The sequence below is a fragment of the Stenotrophomonas sp. P5_A9 genome, assembly GCF_056400525.1.
This window is the reverse complement of sequence record NZ_JBFULC010000001.1, coordinates 97,275-116,789: the sequence shown is the minus strand read 5'-3', so window position 1 is coordinate 116,789 and position 19,515 is coordinate 97,275. Positions and strand designations below refer to the sequence as shown.

Genomic DNA, 19,515 nt, shown 5'->3' with positions numbered 1-19,515 from the left:
GGTGGCTGCACACCGACATGCGATCCGCTGGCCCCGCCGTTGCGATCACTCGCAGCGAACGGCGGTGATCAGGTTGTTCTTGTCGATGAACACCCGCAGGCGATCCTGGCGCAGGTCGCGGGTGGTGATGGTTTCCGGGCCGATCGGGTTCACCAGTCCGGCACCGCTCTGCGCCGCCAGCTTGCGCATGTTGGCCTCATCGGCGGGCTGGCCGACCGCCCAGGCAAGGCCATCGGCCTTGCACAGTCCAGGGCCCTTGACCACCGGGCCGGGCGTGCTGACGCAGGCAGCCAGCGCCAGGCTGGACACGATGGCCAGCGCCGGAACCAGCACCTTCGGTGGGAGGCTGCGCGAAAGGAATGTCATGGGGGTCGCTCCTGCGTGATCAGTGGCTGACGATACCACCGTCGTTGCCGCGGCCGCGTGGTGGCGGCGCTACACTACGCGCCGTTCCACAGGTTCCAGGAGAGCGCAGTGCTGCACGTGTTCATGCTCGGCGGACGCCACGCGCGTGCGCGGATCGAAGTCCATGACGTGGCCTTCGCCAATGTCGACCGCGTGGAGGATGCGTACCCGCAGTTGCGCGCGGACTGGTTCGGCCAGGCCAAGGGTCTGCACGTGGATGGCTGGTTGGCGGTGGACGGCGTGGACGGCCATCAGGTCCGCTTCGGCGATGCCGCGCCCGCGCCTGGCGCCCCGCGGCTGTTCTTCGTCAATCTGGGCGGCTACGTGCCGCGCTCGCTCGGCGAGGCCCACGACTACCAGCTGCTGGTCGCCCGCGACATCGCTGAGGCGAAATCCAAGGCCAAGGCGCTGCGCGATGCCAGCTGGATCAAGCCGCATACCGACGCCCTGCTGGAGGTGGACGACTGCATCGCCATCGACCAGGTCGGTGGCCGCCATGTGCAACTGCAGCCCGGCCCGCACCGGGGTATCGCGCTGGTCAGCGACTACATCGTGATCGGCTGACGCCCGTTGCCGGGCAGGATTGCCGGCCTGCGGCCGCTGGCGCATAGTGTCGCGGCCAAGTGAGCAGGTGCCCAGGGACGGCAATGACGCCCTCCCGGCCGCCGCACGCGCCAACGACGGAAGAAAACGATGTACGACGGGATGTTCAGGGGCCGGCTGGTCATGCTGCTGGGAACCTGCCTGCTGGCTGCTTCGGCGGCGGCTGCCGAACCTGCCGGCCCGGTGGTGGGCGGCTGGCGCAACCTGCACTCGGCCAATGGCGCCGATCCCGCACGGCGCGACGTTCCTTTCGCAGTATTGCCGGAGGCGGTGACCAAGGGCGCGCGTTTTGCGATCCTGGACCGCGAAGCCGGGCGCACGGTGTGCTGCCTGGTGGTGGAAAGCGATCGTCTGGATGCCATCGCCCTGGAAACCCGCTATCGCCTGCCCGGGGTGTGGATCGCCGATCTCACCGGTGGTGAGGAATACAACCGCCGCCGCGGCGAGCCGCACATCTACGAAATGAAGCGCGAGGGCGACCTGGTCGGCCACGTCTACAGCGACGATCCAGCCGCTTACAGCGACATGGGCGGGCTGCTGCTGCCCGCCGATGCCGGCATGGACGCCGCCGGCGTGCTGACGCTGGGCGCGGACCGTTACCGCCTGCAGTTCAAGTCGCTGCCCTTCGCCGATGAGAACGGTGCGCTGGACCGCTATACGCTGCAGCCCGCCGCGGCCGCGGCCGCGCCGGCGTTGGTAGTGGAAGTGCCCTTCAGCACCTACTGAGCGCCGCCGGCCGCCACGTGCGGCCAAAGCGTAGCGTGCCGGCTCGGTTACCATGCGTGCCGAGCCCGCCATGCCGGAACGGGCAAGTCCGTGCCCGTCCGTGTCCAACCTTCGCCCGATGCTGTTGTCGCTGTGCCTGTTGCTGGTCGCCTGTGCCACGCAGCCCACCGTCGTGCCGGTGGCTCCGGCCAAGCCGCCCCCGAACCCGGACGCGCTGTGGGGCCTGATCCAGCGCGACTGCGTGGGGACGGGCACGCCGCGCGGTGATTGCCTGGCGGTGGACGCGGCTCCCGGCCGGCGCGATGTGCTGTTCAAGGACGCCCACGGGCGCTACCAGTTCCTGCTGATGCCGCTGGACAAGGTCAGTGGTATCGAGAGCCCCGCGCTGCTGCACACCGATGCGCCCAACTATTTCGCCAGTGCATGGGCGGCACGCTGGCGTACCGAACAGGCGCTGGGCCAGCCACTGCCGCGCGAGGTGGCCAGCCTGGCGCTCAATTCGCCGCATGGCCGCTCGCAGCACCAGCTGCACATCCACATCGACTGCCTGCGCACCGACGTGCTGGCGCAACTGCGGCGCATGGACGCTGGCATCGGCACGCACTGGCAGCGCCTGCCCGCACCGCTGCGCGGCCACGTCTACCAGGCCCGGCGCGTGCGCGGCGAAGTGCTTGCCGTCGACCCGATCCAGCTGCTGGCCCATGAGCTGGCCGGCGTGCACGATCTCGGCCACTGGTCGCTGGTGGTGAGCGGCGCACGCGAGCGCGATGGCACGCCCGGCTTCCTGCTGCTGGCGACCCGCCTCGATCCGGCCACCGGCAACGAGGCCAGTGGCGAAGAATTGCAGGACCATGCGTGTGCTGCGGTCACCGGCGCCGACGGCCCGCTCGACGGGGTGCGCTGAGCGGCGTCTTCGCTGGGCTAGAATCGCCGCTCTGTCGACAGGCGCTTTGTGGCGCGCAGGAAGCGAACCATGCCGGAGAAGTTTGAATCGATGCGTCACCGCGCCGCTGCCGCGCTCGGCCTGCTGCTGCTGGCCGACGTCGCCGGCGCCGCCGCGCCCGTGCACGACCGTGCCGGCAACCGCCTGGAGGCGCTGATCGAACAGCCTGGCCGCGCCACCGCGGGTAGCGATGATGGCACTGCCTCGCCGCGTTTCTGCACGGAGGACCGGCAATGGTGCGTGCGTACGCGGCGCGACGGCGATCCGTCGGCGGCGCAGCTGGAGGTGGAGCATCGTCCCGCTGGCGAAACCGAACCGAGGCTTCGCTACATTCCGATGCCGGATCCGGACGCCCGGGCGAGTGAGCGGCCATGGCCCTTCATCGTGCGCATGGCACCCCGGATCGGTGCTCCCCAGGTGCCCTCGGACCCGCAGCAGGCCGCGTTGGAGAATGTGCTGGTCGGCGTGGTGAGCGAGGCCAGTGCCGGCTATTCCGGCGGCGGGTCGGATGCTGGGAAGCTGCGGCTGAGCCGGCTCTACCACCAGCAGGACGGTATCCAGATCGACCCGGACGTGCTGATGGTGCCGGCTGACGGCCATGCGATGATCCGCGCCTGCTTCGGCCAGGCCGATGAAGCGCGTCGCGCCGGCGCCTGCCACGACGAGTACAGCTTCAGCATGACGCTGACCCTGGATCCGGCCGGGCAGGGCATGCCCGTGCTGCGCTACCGGACCACCGCCACCCGGTTTCCGGCGGGCGCTTCACGGTTCCAGGATGCCTCGACCAAGGGGCCGCTGCGCAAGCGCGACCTGCGGATCCAGACCGATCCGACCTGCTCCTACCAACGGACCTTCCGCTTCGTTGGCGGAGCGTATGTGCCGGATACGCCATTGCCCGGGTGCGAGGAGTTCACCGAACTGTAGGGCCGCGCACGCTGGCATGGCTTTCGGCAGGGCGCATATCGTCATGCAGCCACGTTATAGTGGCCAATCAATGCGGTGCCCGCTTTCGCGCCCGGGCTGTCTGGCGCGTCGTACCTGACCTATTCCATGACTGCTGAAACGACTACTCCGCCGGCACAGGCTTCCGGCCCGCTGTTCTACCGCCAGCCGCTGCCGCTGCAATCGGACAAGCACGCCAACTGGCGCCTGAAGCAGGGCACCGTGGCCTTCGCGGCCGAAACCAACGCCATTCCGGCGGTGGTCGGTGAGTTCGGCCTGGCCGCACAGCACTTCCCGATCCTGTTCACCGGCAGCGATGCCGCCCCGATCGTGGCCGTGGGCCTGGCCCGCAACAACCTGTTCATCGACGGCGACAAGTGGGCCGAAGACACCTACGCACCGGCCTATGTGCGCCGCTATCCGTTCGTGTTCATGCAGGCAGAGCCGGAAGGCGACTACATGCTGGCCATCGATGCCGATGCCGAGCACGTCAACCAGGGCACCAGCGAAGAAGGCGAGCCGCTGTTCGCCGACGGCAAGGCGACCGAACTGGTCGACAGCGCCATGCGCTTCTGCGGTGATTTCACCCGTGAGCACGAGCTGACCCGCCAGTTCTCGGCCGCCATCAAGGCGCAGGACCTGCTGATCGAGCGCAGCATCGATGTCACCCTGAACACCGGTGAGCAGATGTCGGTCAACGGTTTCCACGTGGTCGACGTGGAAAAGCTGGCCAAGTTGCCCGACGACGTGGTGCTGGCCTGGCACCGCAACGGCTACCTTGCCCTGGTCCACCACCACCTGAGTTCGCTGGCCCGCTTCAATGCGCTGGTCCAGCGCCAGAGCCTGCAGAGCGCTGCCAAGGCCTGATTGCCGCAGCAACGTGGTGCAGAAAGAGACGGCGGCCGCAGGGCCGCCGTTTTCGTTATATGCATATCCCGGGCGGTCATTTCCCGGGCAGGTCCCCATTCAGCAGACTGGCCCGCCCTCCGGACCCCCTGCGGCAATGGCTTGCCCGCACCGGAGCGACTCTCCCAATCTGGAACCTGCATGTCTCTGCTCCGTCGTCCGTTGCGCCTGCGCCCCCTGGTCGTGTCCCTGTTGCCCCTGCTCGGAATCAGTCCGCTGGCGCTTGCCGCCGACGGCGCCGCCCCCACTGAACTGGAAGCGGTGAAGATCACCGGCTCGCGCATTCCGCGCGCCAGCGTGGAAGGGCCGTCGCCGGTCACCGTGATCACCCAGGAGCAGATCGAGGCGCAGGGCTACCGCAGTGCCTTCGAGGCGCTGAGCGCACTGACCGAAAACACCGGCAGCGTGCAGGGTGAGGATTTCGGCAACACCTTCACCCCGGCCGCCAACACCATCAACCTGCGCGGCCTTGGCCCCAACCGCACGCTGGTGCTGGTCAACGGCCGCCGGCAGTCCGACTACCCGCTGGCCTACGAAGGCTCGGTCAACGTGGTCAACCTGGCCAACATCCCCAGCGCGCTGATCGACCGCATCGAGGTGCTCACCGGCGGTGCGTCGGCGGTGTACGGCTCGGATGCGATTGCCGGCGTGGTCAACATCATCCTGAAGAAGTCCTACGAAGGTGTGGGCATCAACGTCAAGGCCGGCACCACCGAGCAGGGCGGCGGCGACAACCAGCGCCTGCAGGTGGTCGGCGGCAGCTCGACCGACCAGTGGGACGCGATCTTCGGCCTGGAGATCGCCAACCGCAAGGCGATCTACGGCTCGCAGCGCGACTTCATGGACTCGCTCACCGACGATCCGCGCGGCGTGACGCCGCTGGCCACGGCGGTGGCCTACCGTCGCAACGCCAGCACCGGCACCTACATCGATCCCGGCCTGGCGGGCTGCGATGCCAGTGCCGGGTTGTATGGCGGCAGCGTGTTCCGCGCGCAGAACCCGCGGCAGGGCGCGTACTGCGGCAGCAACGAGGCCGCGGCCACCTTCTGGACCGTGCAGACCGAGAAGCGCAACATCGATGCCTACAGCGCGCTGACCTGGCACCTCGACGACCGCCAGGAGCTGTTCGCCGACGTGGCCATCGGCACTGCGCGCATCTACAACAACACCCGCGCGCCCAGCTGGACCTCCTCGCGCAACTATTTCTACAACCAGAACAGCGGCCAGCTGGAAAGCTGGTATCGGCGTTTCGCGCCGGAAGAAATCGGTGGCGTGCAGCGCAATGCCAACCGGTTCCTGGAAACCTCATGGTCGTTCAACGTGGGCGCACGCGGCAGCCTGGGCGGCTCGGACTGGGACTACGAAGCGGCCTACAGCCGTTCGCGTTACGAAAACCGCACGCGCCGCCCGGTGCTGCTGGCCGGCATCAACGACTACCTGCTCGGGCCGAAGCTGGGCACCCGCAGCGGCGTGGACGTGTATGCCCCGGACCCGGCGCGGCTGTACCAGCCGTTGACCCCGAACGAATACGACGATTTGTCCACCACCCAGGAAAGCCGCAACGCCGCGTGGCTGCAGGCGGCCACCTTCAGCGTCAATGGCCAGCTGTTCGACCTGCCCGGCGGACGTGCCGCGCTGGCGGCGGTGCTGGAAGCAGGCAGCCAGGGTTACAACAACCGGCCGGACCCGCGCCTGGCCACTGGCGAGTTCTGGAACACCAGCGCCGGCATCCCGGCCGGCGGCGAGCGTGACCGCTATGCGGCCGGCGTGGAACTGCAGTTGCCGCTGCTGGAGCGCCTGACCGCTACCGTGGCCGGTCGTTACGACCAGTACCGCGCGGCCGGCGACCACATCGGCAAGGCTACCTGGAGTACCGGCCTGGAGTTCCGACCGTTCGACACCCTGCTGCTGCGCGCGAGCGCGGCGACCAGTTTCCGTGCGCCGGACATGAACTATGTCTTCGCCAGCGAAACCCGCGGTTACAACCCGGGCATGACCGACTACTGGCGCTGCCGCAGTGCCGGCCAGGCCTATGACGACTGCGACTACAGCGGCCTGTCCATCGACTACACCAGCGGTGCCAATCCGCAGCTGCAGCCGGAGACGGCCAAGTCCTACGGCGCGGGGTTTGTGTGGTCGCCCTCGCCGAATGTCGACTTCACCGCCGATTACTACGACATCCGCATCGACCAGGAAGTGACCAATCTGGATTCCTCGCGGATCCTGCGCGACGAAGCCGATTGCCGGCTTGGCCAGACCGTGGGCGGGGAAGCGCGCGACATCAACTCGGCACAGTGCCAGGACGCGCTGTCGCGGGTGATCCGCAACCCGGCCGACGCCGCGGTGCAGCCCAACCAGGTGGTGCGCGTGTTGATCAACCCGATCAACGCCGCGTCCGAGTCGGTGCGCGGCATCGACCTGAAGGCGAACACGCGCTGGGATGCCGGCCGATACGGCCAGTTCTCCGCGCGCCTGGCCTACTCGCTGGTGATCGATCACGAATACCGCCAGTTCGCCGAGGACGAGGCGACCGACCAGCGCAATTCGCTGGATTCCTACCAGTGGCGCAGCAAGGTCAACGGCAGCGTGACCTGGGCGATCAACGACTGGACCGCCACCCTGTACGGCATCCGCTACGGCTCGCTGCCCAAGACCGACGGCAGTGGTCGCATCGCGCCCTACATGACCTACAACGCCAGCGTGTACCGCAAGCTCAGCGACAACGCGAGCGTCGGCCTGATCGTCAACAACCTGCGCGACAGCCGTCCACCGGCAGACAGGAACGGCGGCGGCTGGCCGTTCTACCCGGTGGGCAACTACGATCCGTACGGTCGCCAGCTGTGGCTGGAGTTCGATTACCGGTTCCTGTGATCGAGGCCATGACGTAACCCCAGGAAAGGCCCGGCATCTGCCGGGCCTTTCTGCACGCAGGGTCAGCGCGGGTGCGCCAGCCATGGCCATCCCAGCGACACCAGGATCGACACCGACAGGGCGATCAGGACCACGCCGGTCGTCCGCTCCAGCCACGGCAGTGCGCGCGCGAACCGGCGCAGCACCGCCGGGTGCCCGATCACCGTAGCGACCAGCAGGTCCCACAGCAGCACGACGCTGAACATCCAGCCGGCATAGAACAGCTTTGCGCCGGTGCCGGTGGCCGGTCCCTGCAGCATCGCGGCGAGGGTGGCGTAGAACAACGCATTCTTCGGGTTCAACAGGGCCGAGAGCGCACCCAGTCCGGCGGCTTTCCACCAGCCGCCGGCAGAGGCGGTCGCGCCGGCCTGCGCCGTGCCACGCAACTGCACCAGCCCACTGCCGCCGGCATGTCGCAGAAACACCGCGCCCAGGTAGATCAGGAATGCGCAGCCCACCAGCTGCACCGCGATGAAGGCTGCGCTGTCGACGCGCAGGATGGCCAGGCCGGCGAACGCGGCACCGATGAACACGCCATTGCCCAGCGCGATGCCTGCGCAGGCACCGCTGGCCGTGCGCCAGCCGCGTGCGATGGCCGTGCGCGCGACCAGAAAAAAGTCCGGCCCGGGCGAGAGCAGGGCGAGGAAGTGCACGCTGGCGACAATCAGGAACTGTTCCATTCAATCCGGTACAGGCAGGCTACGGGCGGCCAGTGTGGTGTTCGCGGCCGGTCCGGTATTGAACGTAATTGCGCGTTCTCAGCGCCGATAGTGGCCGGGCGTGGTTGCCGCATGTGCCTTGAACACACGCTGGAAATGGCTCTGGTCGGCAAAGCCCAGGCCGTGGGCGACGCTGGCCATTGCTTCCCCGTCGCGCAGTTGCTGGCGCGCCTGCCGGATGCGCTGGTCCATCTGCCAGGCATGCGGGGTCAGGCCGGTGGCGCGGCGAAAGGCGCGGATCAGTTGATAGCGGCTCATGTGGACCGCGGTCGCCAGCTCGGCCAAGGGGGGCGTACGCGACAACTGCCCACGCAGCTGCGCCATCGCCGGCTGCAGGCGGTGATGCAGTGACGCCGCGTCGGACCCCAGAGCAACGGGCGTACCCGGTGGCTGCTCAAGATCGCCGACGAACGCGATCAGTGCGGCGTCCTTTTCTTCGACCGCCGCGTCGGAGAACAACAGGGTGTTGAGCGTGCAGTAGTCGCGATAGCGGCTACGGTCGTCCGAGACGTGGACCACCCCAAGGTGTCGGGTCGATGGCGGCGGCGATGATTCGTCGCGGAGACTGCCCAACCAGTCTGCATCGAGATGCAGCATCTGGTAACTCCAGGCATGGCCGGGCATCGGATTGCAGGCGTGCACACAGCCAGCGGGAACGGCGACCACGCTGCCCGCCTGCAGCACCCGGGAGCCACTGGACGCGCCGCTGAAGACGCTGCGCCCGGCATCCACCGCGCCGATGGAGAACGTGTCGTGGCTGTGTGGTCGATAGCAGGCGCGACTGTCGCAGGCGCGGCGGCTCTCGACATGGGGCAGTGACGGATCACGCCAGAATTCAGTGGTGGGACGCATGCGGGGTTCCGTGACGCGAGAGGGGCAGCCTGCTCAGGATGCCATGGCTGGCAGCGGCATCGCAGGCCCGCGCGCGGCGCATTGCGACAGTGAACCGGCTGGAACGCGTCATCTGCGCTATCGTCCGCGTTCGAATGACCCGCCAGGAGGCGCCAGCATGCCCATCACTTACCGCACCGCCGTCGCCGATGACGCTGCCCACTGCATCGACCTGCGCGGGCGCACCCGCGAGAACGCCTTCTCGGTCGCGCAGCTGGCCGCGTTGGGCATCACCGTGGAGAGCTGGGCGGACGGCATCGCGCAGGGTGCGTTCCCCGGCCACGTGGCCGAGGCCGATGGGCACATGGTCGGCTACTGCTTCGGCGATCGCGACACTGGCGAGATCATCGTGCTGGCGCTGCTGCCGGACTGGGAAGGCAAGGGCATCGGCAAGGCCTTGCTGGCACGAACGGTGGAGGACTTCCGCGGCTGGGGTTTCGAGCGCCTGTTCCTGGGGTGCGCGGCCGATCCGGCGGTGCGCTCGCACGGCTTCTATCGTCACCTGGGGTGGCGGCCGACCGGGGAAATCGATGATCTGGGCGATGAGGTGCTGGAGTACCGGGTCGCAGGGTGAGCGGCGCGATGTTCGACGTCGGGTAGTCCGCGTGTCGTGGTAGGTGCATGGCTTGCAGCGGATGGAATGCCACGTGGGTCGCGGTAGCTGCGGTGCGTGCGCAGGATGCTGGCGGCAGGTCAGGGAGACTGCCGATGCCATCGCGATCCACCGCACTACCGACGCTCTGTTTCTGGCTATGGGTGTCTGCCGTGACACCTGCTGGTGCAGCGACACCGGCGCCCACGCCCACGCCAGAGGTGCAGCAGATCCACAAATGCCGCGTCGATGGCGTGGCCACGTTCCAGCGCCATGCATGCGCCGCCGGCCAGGCCGAACAGGCGTGGGAGGTCGATGTGGTGCCAGCCGAACGCCGGCATGCGGCCCGGATCGAGGCGATCCGGCGCGAACTGCAGGCGCGCAAACGTGCACTGGACGCACAACGCGCACCGCCGCACCACCACCGCCATTCACGCACGCGGCACCGCGACGGTGCCGCGCCGAAGCGACGCGCGCGGGCACCGCCCGGCGCAGTCATCTCGCTGCATCATCGGCCGCAGGCCTGCGCAACTGCCCGACGCCAGCGCGAGACGGCGTATATCAGGGCGGGGATGAAACGCAGCTTCGCGCTGAGCCGGCGCATGGACGACCGCGTCTACCGCGCGTGCCGTTGAGCGGCCGCTTGCTCAGGGCGTGCGTTGCGCCGGCCGGGACATCAGGTAGTGCGCCAGCGCATCGAAGGCAGGCAGGGTCGTCGGATCATTGGCCGCGTTGCCTGCGATGGGGTGCGAGCCGAAGCGGGCAATCACCACCTTGGCGGCCGGGTCGGGCCAGGTCGCGAAGACCGGCGTTGAAGCCACCGCCGGCGAACGGCGTGCCGGTGGAATCGACCGTGTAGTAGGCGTCCTGCTCGGCGCCCAGGTGTTGCCAGATGCGCTCGGACAGCAGCGTGGAGACCGGCTTGCCGGTGCGCCGGGCGATGACCCAGCCGAGCGTGTCGGAACGGGCTGCATGGATAGGGTGTTGCAGGGGAAGGCGACGGACACGCGGGGAAACGCGGCAGTGGCGCGCGTTCGGGGCAGGCTCCCTGCGATGCAGGGAGCCGCCTGGCTTACGGGTTGCCGGTCTCGCCAGCCGGTGCCGGGGACACCGGGGCGCTGGCCTCCGGCGGCGGCAGCGACAGCTCCGGGTTGCCCTGCTGGGCCTGCAGTGCCTGGATGCGCTGGTTCAGGGCGTCCAACTGGCTGTGGGTGCTGCGCAGGTCGGTGCTGAGCGACACGGCCTGCTGCTTGGCCTGCTGGATCGAGCTGCTGACCTGCAGCGATTGCTGGCGCTGCAGATCGGCTTCCTGCTGCAGGCTGCGCAGGCGCTGTTCGTTGTAGGCGACCAGGTTTTCGGTGTAGCGCTTGCCGGCTTCGAGGCGGGTGGTGTCGATATACACCTGGGCCAGTTCCTCGGTCTGCTGCACGAAGGTGCGGTAGACCTTTTCGGCGTTGTCGACCGAGTCGGTCTTGATGACGCGCCAGAAATCCTTGTCGTGGAACAGCGCGGCGTAATACTGCAGCGTGGCGGTATTGAACAGCAGGCTCGCGCCGTAGCTGCCGTTGTAGGTGGTCCGCAGCTCGGTGAGCTGCTGCGAATCCATCAGCTGGCGCAGTTCGTCCACGCTGTTGCGCACCACCGGCGCGCTGCGCGCCGGTTCAGCGGGCTCACCCTTGGGCGCGCGCGCGGCCAGTGCCTGCGGCACCATGCTCAGCGACAGCAACACCAGACTGCCAGCCAGGATGGTCCGGCCGGTGGATACAACCCCTTTTCTCGCTCGCATCATCAGGCCGTCCAGAATGGCTCAATCGGTGAAAGTTCGTCTGTGAAATCCCAGTCCCCACAGAAGTCTAGCATGCAGCCCGTGCCGCGCCGACAGCGCTGCGCCAGGCTTAATAGACCAGCTGGGCCGGGTTGCACTGCACCGCCTGCAGGTGCACGTCGGTGCGTCCCAGTTCCAGGCCCAGCACCAACGCGAGGGTCTGGGTGAGGAGGGTACCGACGCCGTTGAGCAGCGGCTTGAGCAGGCCTTCCAGCACCGGCCGCAGCAGGGTGCACAGCAGGCCGCTGCAGGCCACCGCGTTGGTGCCCGGGTCGATGATGCTGCCGCTGCCCTGGTGGGCGTCGAGCATGCCGTTGGGCGCGGTTTGCAGGTAGGAGGCCAGGTTGCTCTTGAGGCAGTTGTTGTAGCTCAGCAACACGCTGACCAGGCCGCTGCAGCGGTTGATCGCCAGGCCACCGAGCAGCGTGCCGAGCAGACCGTCGAGCACCCCCAGGCCCTGTCCGGTCACCACCGCGCGATACCCGTCCCAGGCCGCGCCGTCTTTGTAGCAGGTGGTGAGACCCAGCGGTGGGCAGGCGTAGGGCACGCCCTTGGCGACCTGCCAGTCGCCGAAGGGCTCGATGCCCTGCGCAACCGAACCGTTGCGCAGCAGGGCGATGGTTTTGTCCACGTCATAGCGGGCATTGCCCGTATTGGCGGCCTTGAGAAACTGGTCGGCCAGCTGGGTGGCGGTATCGCCATTGCCCATGCCCTTGGCGGCCGGGTTGAGCATGCCGCTGAGCACGCGCAGCAACTCGCGCACCAGGTCGGTGACGGCATTGCCGATCTGCGCGCCGTTGATCCAGGTCGACCTGGTTTCGCCCGGCGACAGGGTCACGGTTTCATCATGGGTGAGGGCGTTGAGCTTGATCTGGTCGTTGATCAGCGGCGCGCCGAGCAGGGTGAGCAGTTGTTCGTTCTGCAGGCTGGCATCGCAGACATTGCGGGTGGAGAACCTGGCACTGTCGGCCACCTTGCCGACGCAGGCGCGCAGCACCGAGGATTCGACCCGGATGCTGGCGGTGACCGGCTGCGCGGCGCATTGCAGGCTGGTCAGGGTGCCCATTGCGTTGGTGACGTCGGCATATACGGGCAGGCGCAGGCGGATGCCGAGCAGGCCCAGCACCTTGCCGATGCCCAGCAGCAGATTGTTGCTGTCGATGTCCAGGTTGACCCGCACCTGCGCGTTGTAGGCGCGCGTGCCGACCCCGCCGATCGCGATCGACGGCGGCTCGATGATGGCGGCCTTGGCCTGGACCAGGCCGAGCACGTTGAGGTTGTTGACCGCTACGCCCTTGCCGCTGTTGGCGATGCTGATGCTGGTGGTGATCAGGTCCAGTGCGTTGACCTCGGCCTGCAGCGCGGCCGAGGCCGGGCCGTCCGGGGCGACGATGCTGCCGAACAGGCCGCTGCCCTCGGCGTTGCTGCCCAGCTGCAGGTTGAGCTGGTTGATATCCAGCTTGGCCGCCAGTGCGTCCTTGAGCGCGCGCAGGTCCACATGGGTCACCCCGCTCTGGCTGAGCACGCTGGCGGTGGCGTCGAGCAGTTGGCCCAGCGATACCTTGTGCGCGGCCAGCAGGGCGTTGAAGTCGCCGATGCTGATGTTGGCATCCACTGGAATGCCCAGTGCATTGAGCAGGCCGCCGGGGGTGATCCTGGCCTGGGCCAGGCCGTCGTAACCGAGCAGGGTGGTCTGGTCCAGATCGACGCCGACCAGTTTCAGGACGCCGCCCAGCGGGGTGTTGCCGTTGGCCCGCAGCAGCTGCGAGCCGACGCTGAACACCGCCAGCGGTGGCGCCCGCGTGGCGACCGCCTGCGCGCGCACCTGCGGCAATCCGCCGGTCTGGCCGAAGAACGGCAGCACCGGGCGTTCGGCACTGACCTTGACCGCGTTGACGGGCGCGCTGGCGGCGCTGTCGACGAAGTGGTCGGCGGTGGTGTGGGTGGGATTCCAGTCGCCGCAGCGCACGTTGAGCGTGCCGGGGAAGCGGTTGGCCTGCACGGCGTTGCTGCGCGCGGCGCTGTTGTCGGCGCGGTCGGCGCTGCACAGGTCCAGCCGCTGCGCGCCGGCCAGCGCGGAGAGGTCGGCGATTTTCTGCACATCGCGCTTGGCCCAGTACAGATAGCCGATTTCGACCAGGCCCAGCATCGTCACCAGGCCGAGCATCACCAGCATCATCGTCACCGACATGCCACCGCGCTGACGGGCGTGGGTATTCATGGGGTCACTCTCCGTTGCCGTCACCAGTGACCTGTTTGCGCACGCTGGTGTCGAGGAACTCCGGGATGGGGTGGGTGAAGCTCTGCAGGTAGCGTGCGTAGCTGAGCGAGGCCTGGTCGCCGAGCATCGGCAGGTGCGCGCCGGCATGGCTGCCACGCGCCTGCAGCTGCAGCAGCGCACGGGTGGTGTCGCCGATCTGCGGTCGATCCGGTATCGGCAGTGGCAGCGGGTCGGTCGGGGGCAGGGGCGGCAGCAGCGGTTCGTACGGGGGCGGTACCGGTGGTGCGGGCGGTGTCGCGGCCATCTCCGTGCGAGGCGGAGCGGTATCGCCCAGCATCTGACCGGTCAGCGGGCGTTGCTGGGCGCCGGCCACGGTACAGGCGAGCAGGCACGTAGCGGCCAGGGCGATACGCAGCGCAGGGGGAGCGAAGGCGGTCATGGCGTGCTCTCGGTGGCGAGGTCGATGCCGCCGAAGCGTTCCAGCATCGACGGGGCAAGGCGGGCATCGGCGCGTGGCGTGCGCGGTGCACCGGCGGCAACCGGTGTGCGCGTGCGCGGCACCTCGGCGATCGTGACCGGTGTTGCGGTGGCAGGCGGCGCACTGGCGATGGGTGCCATCCGCAACTGCTGGGCCAGACGCTGCACTTCGTCGCGTGCGCCCTGCGGCAGGGCAGCGCTGCGCATGATCTGCTCGGCCATCGCAGTGTCGTTGCGCAGCAGTGCCCATACCGCCAGGTTGGCGTTTGCTTTTACATTGCCCGGGGCCAGCTCGGCCGCCTTGGCCAGGGGCTCGCGCGCCTGCCCGAGCTGCCCGGCGCGCAGCCGTGCAAAGCCGAGGTCACCGAGGTAGTCGGTGTTGAGCGGTTGCAATTGCACGGCACGCGCCAGGCTTGTTTCGGCCTGGGCAGCATCACCGGCCCGTGCGGCGATCAGGCCCAGGCCGTGCCAGGCGGCGGCCCCCTGGGGACCATTGGTTAGGCTGGTATAGATGGCCCGTGCGGCCTCCACCTGCTGGGTTTCACGCAGGCCATCGGCCTGCAGCAGGCGCAATGCAGGCGTGTCGCCATAGCGTTGGCGGTAGGCGTCCACGTGCGCCAGCGAGGCGAAGTAGGCGCCCTGGCGCTGCATCTGGCCGATCAGGTCCAGGTACATGCGCTTGTCGTCCTGCGGGGGCGATTCCAGCGGTGCCAGACTGAGCGGATCGGGACGGTAGGCGTTGTGCGCCGAGCCGCAGGCGGTGCATGCAGCCAGCGTGATGAGCAGCAACCAGCAGTGACGCGGTTGGATCGGCATGGTCTTCATCCCAGACGGTTCACGGCATTGGCCAGGGCGATGATCGCCGGGCCGGACAACACCAGCATCAGTGCCGGCAGCAGGGTCAGCATCATCACCACGGTCATCTTGACCGAGAGCTTGCCGACCTTTTCCTTGAGCGTTGAACGGCGCTGTTCGCGCAGGCGCACGCTGAACTGGCGCAGCGGCTCCTGCACCGCGCCGCCGTGTTCGTGCACCTGCAGCATCAGCTGCACCAGGCTGCGCAGGTCTTCGTCATCAAACGACTCGGCCAGCCGCCGCAGCGATTGCTGACGTGTGCGCCCGTGCATGTAGGCGATATTGGCCTGGTGGATTTCGCGGCCGAGCACCGGGATGGCGCTGCGCAGTTTGTCGCCGAGGGTCTGCAGACTCTGGTCCATGCTGAAACCCACGCCCTGCAGCAGGCGCAGCAGGTCGATCAGCAACGGCAGCTCGGCCGACACGCGCTTGCGCAGGCGCGTGGCCCAGGCACGCAGCGCGAACTTGGGCAGCAGTACGCCGACTCCCAGCGCCACGATCATCACCACGATCCGGCTGAGGCCGTCGCCGCTGTAGAAGGCCATGGCCAGCAGCAGGCACAGCACGGCCAGCAGCAGGCGCAGCGCCAGGAAGGTGGCCGTGCCGGCGCGGGTATGCCAGCCGGCCTGGTCGAGCAGCAGGCGATCTTCCGGGGCCAGCAGGGCCGCTTCGAGGCGGCCACCGTTGAAGCGCTCGCCCAGCGTGGCCAGCCACGCCCAGCCGCGCGGACCGGTCTCCGGCGCGGGCGCCGCTGTGGTCGGGCTGGCGGGTTCACGCGGGCCGGCGTCGCGGTTGCGCAGTGCGCTCTGCAGCGTGGCGGCCGTGCGGTTCTGCTGGCCCGTGAGCCACAGCCCGGCCACGCCCAGCAGGCCCAGCCCGAGGGCGAGCAGCAGCAACGCGGCGATCAGCAAGGTGCCGGCGCTCATAGCGAACGGGCCAGGCGATACAGCAGGAAGCCGCCGATCAGTTCGAGCAGCAGGGCCGCACCGAGAATGCGGTGGCCCAGCGGCACCTGCAGCATCGGCTCGAAAAAGTCCGGACTGACAATGGCCATCAGCAGCGCCGACAGCGGCGGCAGCAGGCCGAGCACCCAGGCCGACATGCGCGTTTCGGACGTGGTGGCCATCAGCTCCTGGCGGGCCTGGTCCAGGTCGCGCATGAAGTCGCTCATGCGCTGCAGGATCTGGTCCGAGCGCCCGCCGATGCGGATGCTCACCCCGAGCACCACGGCGAGTACGTCCAGCACGTCCAGCCGGTAGGGCTGCGCGGCCTGGCTGAGGGCGCGGTCCAGGTCCAGGCCACTGCGGGTGCCGGACAGGGTGTCATCGAGCAGACCGCGCAGCGGCATCGGCACCTGCTGGCTGGCGGTCTGGAAGGACATCTGCAGGCTGTTGCCGAGCCCGGTCAGGCGCACCAGGTTGTCGAGGAAGTCCGGCAGCTGTCGCAGCAGGCGGCGTTGCAGGCCGAGGATGCGGCGCGACACCCACAGCCCCAGCAGCAGCGCATACAGGCCGAAGGCGATCGGCCACATCCAGGCGGTGCCGATGCGTGCTGCCGCCAACCAGGCCAGCGCGATGCCACCCAGCAGCCAGAGGATCGGCAGGCGCCAGCCCGGCCGCAGCCCGGCACGTTGCAGCAGCGCATCCCACGGCAGCGCGTCGGGTCGCGCGGTTACGGTCGGCAACGGCGCTGGGTTGGCCGGTCGCGTCGGCATGCCGGCCAGTACCGGCGTGGCCGGGTTGGCGGCCAGGCGCTGTTCGGTGTGCTGCAGCGAGGCGCGCTGGCGTTCGCGGCGGCCCGCGCCCCACCACAGCTCGACGGCTACCGCCACCAGCACCAGCGCCGCACTGCACAGCAGCAGCACCGTGACCATGCTCAGTAAGCTCCGTCCAGTGCTTCGCGCAACTGGCGCCGGAACGGCTCGAGCTTGTGCGAATGCGGATGGAAGCCCAGCCCGACCCAGCGGTCGTGTTCCTTGCCGTCGGCGTCGAGCTGGATTTCGTGGCGGAACATTTCCTGGGTGCTGATCAGGTTGTCGCTGACGCCGGTGATTTCCGTGATCGACACCAGCACGCGTCTACCGCTGCCGAGGCGGGAGATCTGCACGATGAAATCGATGGCGCTGGCAATCTGCCGGCGCAGGCTGTCCTCGCTGCCCTGGAAACCGGCGAAGCCGGCCAGCATCTCGATGCGGTACAGGCAGTCGCGCGGGGAGTTGGCGTGGATGGTGGCCATCGAACCGTCGTGGCCGGTGTTCATCGCCTGCAGCATTTCCAGCACTTCGGCCCCACGCACTTCGCCGACCACGATCCGGTCCGGGCGCATGCGCAGGCTGTTGCGGACCAGGTCGCGGATGCTCACCGCCCCCTGGCCATCGGCACCGCCGATACGGCTTTCCAGGCGCACCACGTGCGGGTGGTTGAGCGAGAGTTCGGCGGTGTCCTCGACGGTGATTACGCGCTCGTCGCCCGGTACGTAGCTGGCCAATGCGTTGAGCAGCGAGGTCTTGCCCGAACTGGTGCCGCCGGAGACCAGGATGTTGCAGCGGCCCAGCACCATCGCGTGCAGCAGCGCCTGCATCGGGCGGTCGAAGGTGCCCATGCGCAGCAGTTCGTCGGGAGTGAACGGATCCTTGCGGAACTTGCGGATGGACACCATCGGGCCATCCACCGCGAGCGGGGAGATGATCGCGTTGAGGCGGCCGCCGTTGGGCAGGCGCGCATCGACCATCGGGTTGGATTCGTCCAGCCGCCGCCCCAGCGGGGCGAGGATGCGGCGCAGGATGCGCAGCAGGTGGCTGTCATCGCTGAAGCGCTGGGTGGCGCGTACCAGGCGCCCGCCCTGGGAGACATGGATGTCCTTGTAGCCGTTGATCAGGATGTCTTCGATGCTCGGGTCATGCAGCAGGTCGTCGAGCGGACCGAAGCCGGTCAATTCCTTGACCAGTGCGCCGGCCACCACCTCCATCTCGGCCTCGTTGACCGGGATGCGCCACTCCTGCACGAAGATCGCGGTCTGGGTGTGCACGTAGCGCGCCACGGTGTCCGGGGCCCACGCATCGATGTCGATGCGCTCGTCCTCGATGCTGTTGAGCAGGTGCTCATGCGCGGCGACGAGCACTTTCTGGTACTCGTCGGACTGCGCGAACGGGGGCGGCGCCGTGTCCACCGGGGCGATGGCCTCGGCGCGYGCATGCAGGGGGGCGAACGGGGTCACTTTGTCTTCCATGGGAGACCACTCAGGCGGAGGACGAGTTTTTCCCGCCACCCGCGCGGCAGGGCGTCGGCAACGGCCGGGTCCAGTCGCGCCAGCAGGGGGGTGAGGGCACGCAGGTAAGGATCGCGCGGCGCATCCTGAAGGAGCAGGTGGCCGTGGTTGGCGCTGCTGCGCAGGCGGTGGCAGTCGGGCAGGGTGGCCAGCAGCGGCACGCCGAAGCGTTCTGCGATCTGCGCCGGTGCCAGCCCGCCGGCTTCGTCGTGGCGGTTGATCACCAGGTGCAGGCGACCATCGCGCGCGCCCAGCGCTTCGAGCTGCTTGAGCGCCAGGTCCAGCGACACCAGTGTGCCGATCGCCTGGTCGGCGACGAGCCAGATGTCATCGGCGCTGTTGAGCAGCGAGCGCGGGATCTGTCGCACGGGTGCGCCGCCAAGATCGCACAGCACCGTGTCGAACACGCCGCGCAGGCGCTGCACCAGCACGGCGGGATCGGCGATGGGGCCGGTATCGCTGCCGGCCGGTTGACCGAGCAACGCCAGCCCACCCGGATGTCGGGTCATCGCGGTGCGGGCGAGGGTGGCGTCGATGCGGTTGGCGTTGCGCAGCGCATCGTCGTAATGGAACTGGCTGTCCAGATTGAGGTACAGCGCCGCGTCGCCCGCCGGCTGGCCCAGGTCGAGCAGCAGCAGGCTGTTGTCGTGCTGCGACGGATCGGGGTCGGTACTGGACGTGGCGCCGGGATGGCCGAGCTGTTGCGCCAGCACGCCCACATGGGCGGCCAGGGTGCTGCTGCCCACGCCGGCGCGTACACCCAGCACCAGCACCAGCCGCGCCTTGTGCGCCGGTTCGGGCGCCACGCTGCGGACCGGCGCGCTGCCGCCGGCGCGGCGCAAGACGGCATCGATGTCGGCGGTGGACGCCTCCAGGTCGAGGATGTCGCGCACGCCTGCGCGCAGCGCGGCCACTACGCCATCCAGCTGGTCCGGGGCGGTGGAGCCAACCGCCACCAGTGACAGATCGGGCAGCGTGCGTTGCAGATGCCGGGTCAGATCGGTGGTTGCGGCCGCCTGTTCGCGGCGGAAATCCAGCAGCACGATGCAGGTGCCGTTGCGCCGATACACATCCAGCGCGAGCGTCGAGCCGCGGCTGTCTTCCCACTCCACGCGGGTGCCGACCGGCAGCTTGGCGCCGAGCGCTGCCAGCAGGTCACGGTTGGGGGCGACCAGCACCAGGGTCATCGGCGGCGCCATCGGGTGCAACAGCGGGATCGAGGCGGAGGACATG

General features: G+C 68.6%; 20 protein-coding genes. 8 read left to right on the top strand and 12 right to left on the bottom strand.

Annotated elements, in window-relative coordinates:
• Nucleotides 1-45: 45 nt before the first annotated feature.
• Nucleotides 46-366, bottom strand: coding sequence for a hypothetical protein (locus AC1DR7_RS00565; RefSeq protein WP_457319457.1), 321 nt, complete (start codon nucleotides 364-366; stop codon nucleotides 46-48).
• Between the two features lie 108 nt (nucleotides 367-474).
• Between AC1DR7_RS00565 and AC1DR7_RS00560 the strand changes: the two genes are divergently transcribed.
• The 6 genes from AC1DR7_RS00560 (at nucleotide 475) to AC1DR7_RS00535 (ending at nucleotide 7,396) form a co-directional block, all read left to right on the top strand.
• Nucleotides 475-969 (top strand): DUF1543 domain-containing protein, encoded by a 495-nt coding sequence (locus tag AC1DR7_RS00560; protein ID WP_457319456.1) that lies wholly within the window; start codon nucleotides 475-477, stop codon nucleotides 967-969.
• 162 nt (nucleotides 970-1,131) lie between these two features.
• The gene (locus tag AC1DR7_RS00555; protein ID WP_457319455.1) at nucleotides 1,132-1,734 is read left to right on the top strand and encodes a decarboxylase; all 603 of its coding nucleotides are present in this window, start codon (nucleotides 1,132-1,134) and stop codon (nucleotides 1,732-1,734) included.
• A 118-nt stretch (nucleotides 1,735-1,852) separates the two neighbouring features.
• Nucleotides 1,853-2,638 (top strand): CDP-diacylglycerol diphosphatase, encoded by a 786-nt coding sequence (locus tag AC1DR7_RS00550; RefSeq protein ID WP_457319458.1) that lies wholly within the window; start codon nucleotides 1,853-1,855, stop codon nucleotides 2,636-2,638.
• A 69-nt stretch (nucleotides 2,639-2,707) separates the two neighbouring features.
• Nucleotides 2,708-3,601 (top strand): hypothetical protein, encoded by an 894-nt coding sequence (locus AC1DR7_RS00545; RefSeq protein WP_457319454.1) that lies wholly within the window; start codon nucleotides 2,708-2,710, stop codon nucleotides 3,599-3,601.
• Between the two features lie 126 nt (nucleotides 3,602-3,727).
• Entirely contained in the window at nucleotides 3,728-4,486 is a 759-nt protein-coding gene (locus AC1DR7_RS00540; RefSeq protein ID WP_457319453.1) for a SapC family protein, read from the top strand.
• A gap of 180 nt (nucleotides 4,487-4,666) precedes the next feature.
• Nucleotides 4,667-7,396, top strand: coding sequence for a TonB-dependent receptor (locus tag AC1DR7_RS00535; protein ID WP_478052557.1), 2,730 nt, complete (start codon nucleotides 4,667-4,669; stop codon nucleotides 7,394-7,396).
• A 62-nt stretch (nucleotides 7,397-7,458) separates the two neighbouring features.
• Here AC1DR7_RS00535 and AC1DR7_RS00530 read toward each other — a convergent pair whose 3' ends face one another.
• The gene (locus tag AC1DR7_RS00530; protein WP_478051500.1) at nucleotides 7,459-8,115 is read right to left on the bottom strand and encodes a LysE family translocator; all 657 of its coding nucleotides are present in this window, start codon (nucleotides 8,113-8,115) and stop codon (nucleotides 7,459-7,461) included.
• Nucleotides 8,116-8,193: 78 nt separating this feature from the next.
• Nucleotides 8,194-9,006: a helix-turn-helix domain-containing protein gene (locus AC1DR7_RS00525; RefSeq protein ID WP_478051501.1), complete on the bottom strand. Its 813-nt coding sequence runs from the start codon at nucleotides 9,004-9,006 to the stop codon at nucleotides 8,194-8,196.
• A 157-nt stretch (nucleotides 9,007-9,163) separates the two neighbouring features.
• Between AC1DR7_RS00525 and AC1DR7_RS00520 the strand changes: the two genes are divergently transcribed.
• Together AC1DR7_RS00520 and AC1DR7_RS00515 are read left to right on the top strand one after the other, a co-directional pair.
• Nucleotides 9,164-9,619 (top strand): N-acetyltransferase family protein, encoded by a 456-nt coding sequence (locus AC1DR7_RS00520; RefSeq protein WP_478051502.1) that lies wholly within the window; start codon nucleotides 9,164-9,166, stop codon nucleotides 9,617-9,619.
• 239 nt (nucleotides 9,620-9,858) lie between these two features.
• Complete coding sequence (locus AC1DR7_RS00515; protein WP_457319122.1) at nucleotides 9,859-10,272, top strand: hypothetical protein; 414 nt, start codon at nucleotides 9,859-9,861, stop codon at nucleotides 10,270-10,272.
• 12 nt (nucleotides 10,273-10,284) lie between these two features.
• Here AC1DR7_RS00515 and AC1DR7_RS00510 read toward each other — a convergent pair whose 3' ends face one another.
• The 9 genes from AC1DR7_RS00510 to AC1DR7_RS00470 all read right to left on the bottom strand — a co-directional run bounded on the left by AC1DR7_RS00510 (nucleotide 10,285) and on the right by AC1DR7_RS00470 (nucleotide 19,514).
• Entirely contained in the window at nucleotides 10,285-10,458 is a 174-nt protein-coding gene (locus AC1DR7_RS00510) for a hypothetical protein (protein WP_457319123.1), read from the bottom strand.
• A 251-nt stretch (nucleotides 10,459-10,709) separates the two neighbouring features.
• On the bottom strand, nucleotides 10,710-11,348 hold the full coding sequence (locus tag AC1DR7_RS00505; RefSeq protein WP_457319129.1) for a DUF2968 domain-containing protein: 639 nt from the start codon (nucleotides 11,346-11,348) through the stop codon (nucleotides 10,710-10,712).
• A gap of 184 nt (nucleotides 11,349-11,532) precedes the next feature.
• Nucleotides 11,533-13,683, bottom strand: a complete 2,151-nt coding sequence (locus AC1DR7_RS00500; RefSeq protein WP_457319124.1) for a TadG family pilus assembly protein — start codon at nucleotides 13,681-13,683, stop codon at nucleotides 11,533-11,535.
• A gap of 4 nt (nucleotides 13,684-13,687) precedes the next feature.
• Nucleotides 13,688-14,122, bottom strand: coding sequence for a DUF3613 domain-containing protein (locus AC1DR7_RS00495; protein ID WP_256774208.1), 435 nt, complete (start codon nucleotides 14,120-14,122; stop codon nucleotides 13,688-13,690).
• A complete protein-coding gene (locus AC1DR7_RS00490) occupies nucleotides 14,119-14,976 on the bottom strand; it encodes a tetratricopeptide repeat protein (RefSeq protein ID WP_457319125.1) in 858 nt (285 codons plus the stop codon). Before AC1DR7_RS00490 ends, AC1DR7_RS00495 begins: the two co-directional genes overlap by 4 nt.
• Before the next feature lie 5 nt (nucleotides 14,977-14,981).
• On the bottom strand, nucleotides 14,982-15,941 hold the full coding sequence (locus AC1DR7_RS00485; RefSeq protein WP_457319126.1) for a type II secretion system F family protein: 960 nt from the start codon (nucleotides 15,939-15,941) through the stop codon (nucleotides 14,982-14,984).
• Nucleotides 15,938-16,888 carry a type II secretion system F family protein gene (locus tag AC1DR7_RS00480; protein ID WP_457319127.1) on the bottom strand — a complete coding sequence of 317 codons (951 nt, stop codon included), beginning with the start codon at nucleotides 16,886-16,888 and terminating at the stop codon, nucleotides 15,938-15,940. Before AC1DR7_RS00480 ends, AC1DR7_RS00485 begins: the two co-directional genes overlap by 4 nt.
• 2 nt (nucleotides 16,889-16,890) lie before the next feature.
• Nucleotides 16,891-18,243 (bottom strand): TadA family conjugal transfer-associated ATPase, encoded by a 1,353-nt coding sequence (locus tag AC1DR7_RS00475; RefSeq protein ID WP_256774212.1) that lies wholly within the window; start codon nucleotides 18,241-18,243, stop codon nucleotides 16,891-16,893.
• Complete coding sequence (locus tag AC1DR7_RS00470; RefSeq protein ID WP_478050983.1) at nucleotides 18,228-19,514, bottom strand: CpaE/TadZ family protein; 1,287 nt, start codon at nucleotides 19,512-19,514, stop codon at nucleotides 18,228-18,230. Before AC1DR7_RS00470 ends, AC1DR7_RS00475 begins: the two co-directional genes overlap by 16 nt.
• Between the last annotated feature and the right edge of the window lies 1 nt (nucleotide 19,515).

Coding starts and splice junctions, on each gene's coding strand:
- AC1DR7_RS00565 (WP_457319457.1), bottom strand. CDS start 366: ATGACATTCCTTTCGCGCAGCCTCCCACCGAAGGTGCTGGTTCCGGCG.
- AC1DR7_RS00555 (WP_457319455.1), top strand. CDS start 1,132: ATGCTGCTGGGAACCTGCCTGCTGGCTGCTTCGGCGGCGGCTGCCGAA.
- AC1DR7_RS00550 (WP_457319458.1), top strand. CDS start 1,853: ATGCTGTTGTCGCTGTGCCTGTTGCTGGTCGCCTGTGCCACGCAGCCC.
- AC1DR7_RS00545 (WP_457319454.1), top strand. CDS start 2,708: ATGCCGGAGAAGTTTGAATCGATGCGTCACCGCGCCGCTGCCGCGCTC.
- AC1DR7_RS00540 (WP_457319453.1), top strand. CDS start 3,728: ATGACTGCTGAAACGACTACTCCGCCGGCACAGGCTTCCGGCCCGCTG.
- AC1DR7_RS00535 (WP_478052557.1), top strand. CDS start 4,667: ATGTCTCTGCTCCGTCGTCCGTTGCGCCTGCGCCCCCTGGTCGTGTCC.
- AC1DR7_RS00530 (WP_478051500.1), bottom strand. CDS start 8,115: ATGGAACAGTTCCTGATTGTCGCCAGCGTGCACTTCCTCGCCCTGCTC.
- AC1DR7_RS00525 (WP_478051501.1), bottom strand. CDS start 9,006: ATGCGTCCCACCACTGAATTCTGGCGTGATCCGTCACTGCCCCATGTC.
- AC1DR7_RS00520 (WP_478051502.1), top strand. CDS start 9,164: ATGCCCATCACTTACCGCACCGCCGTCGCCGATGACGCTGCCCACTGC.
- AC1DR7_RS00505 (WP_457319129.1), bottom strand. CDS start 11,348: ATGGTGCCGCAGGCACTGGCCGCGCGCGCGCCCAAGGGTGAGCCCGCT.
- AC1DR7_RS00500 (WP_457319124.1), bottom strand. CDS start 13,683: ATGAATACCCACGCCCGTCAGCGCGGTGGCATGTCGGTGACGATGATG.
- AC1DR7_RS00495 (WP_256774208.1), bottom strand. CDS start 14,122: ATGACCGCCTTCGCTCCCCCTGCGCTGCGTATCGCCCTGGCCGCTACG.
- AC1DR7_RS00490 (WP_457319125.1), bottom strand. CDS start 14,976: ATGCCGATCCAACCGCGTCACTGCTGGTTGCTGCTCATCACGCTGGCT.
- AC1DR7_RS00485 (WP_457319126.1), bottom strand. CDS start 15,941: ATGAGCGCCGGCACCTTGCTGATCGCCGCGTTGCTGCTGCTCGCCCTC.
- AC1DR7_RS00480 (WP_457319127.1), bottom strand. CDS start 16,888: ATGGTCACGGTGCTGCTGCTGTGCAGTGCGGCGCTGGTGCTGGTGGCG.
- AC1DR7_RS00470 (WP_478050983.1), bottom strand. CDS start 19,514: ATGTCCTCCGCCTCGATCCCGCTGTTGCACCCGATGGCGCCGCCGATG.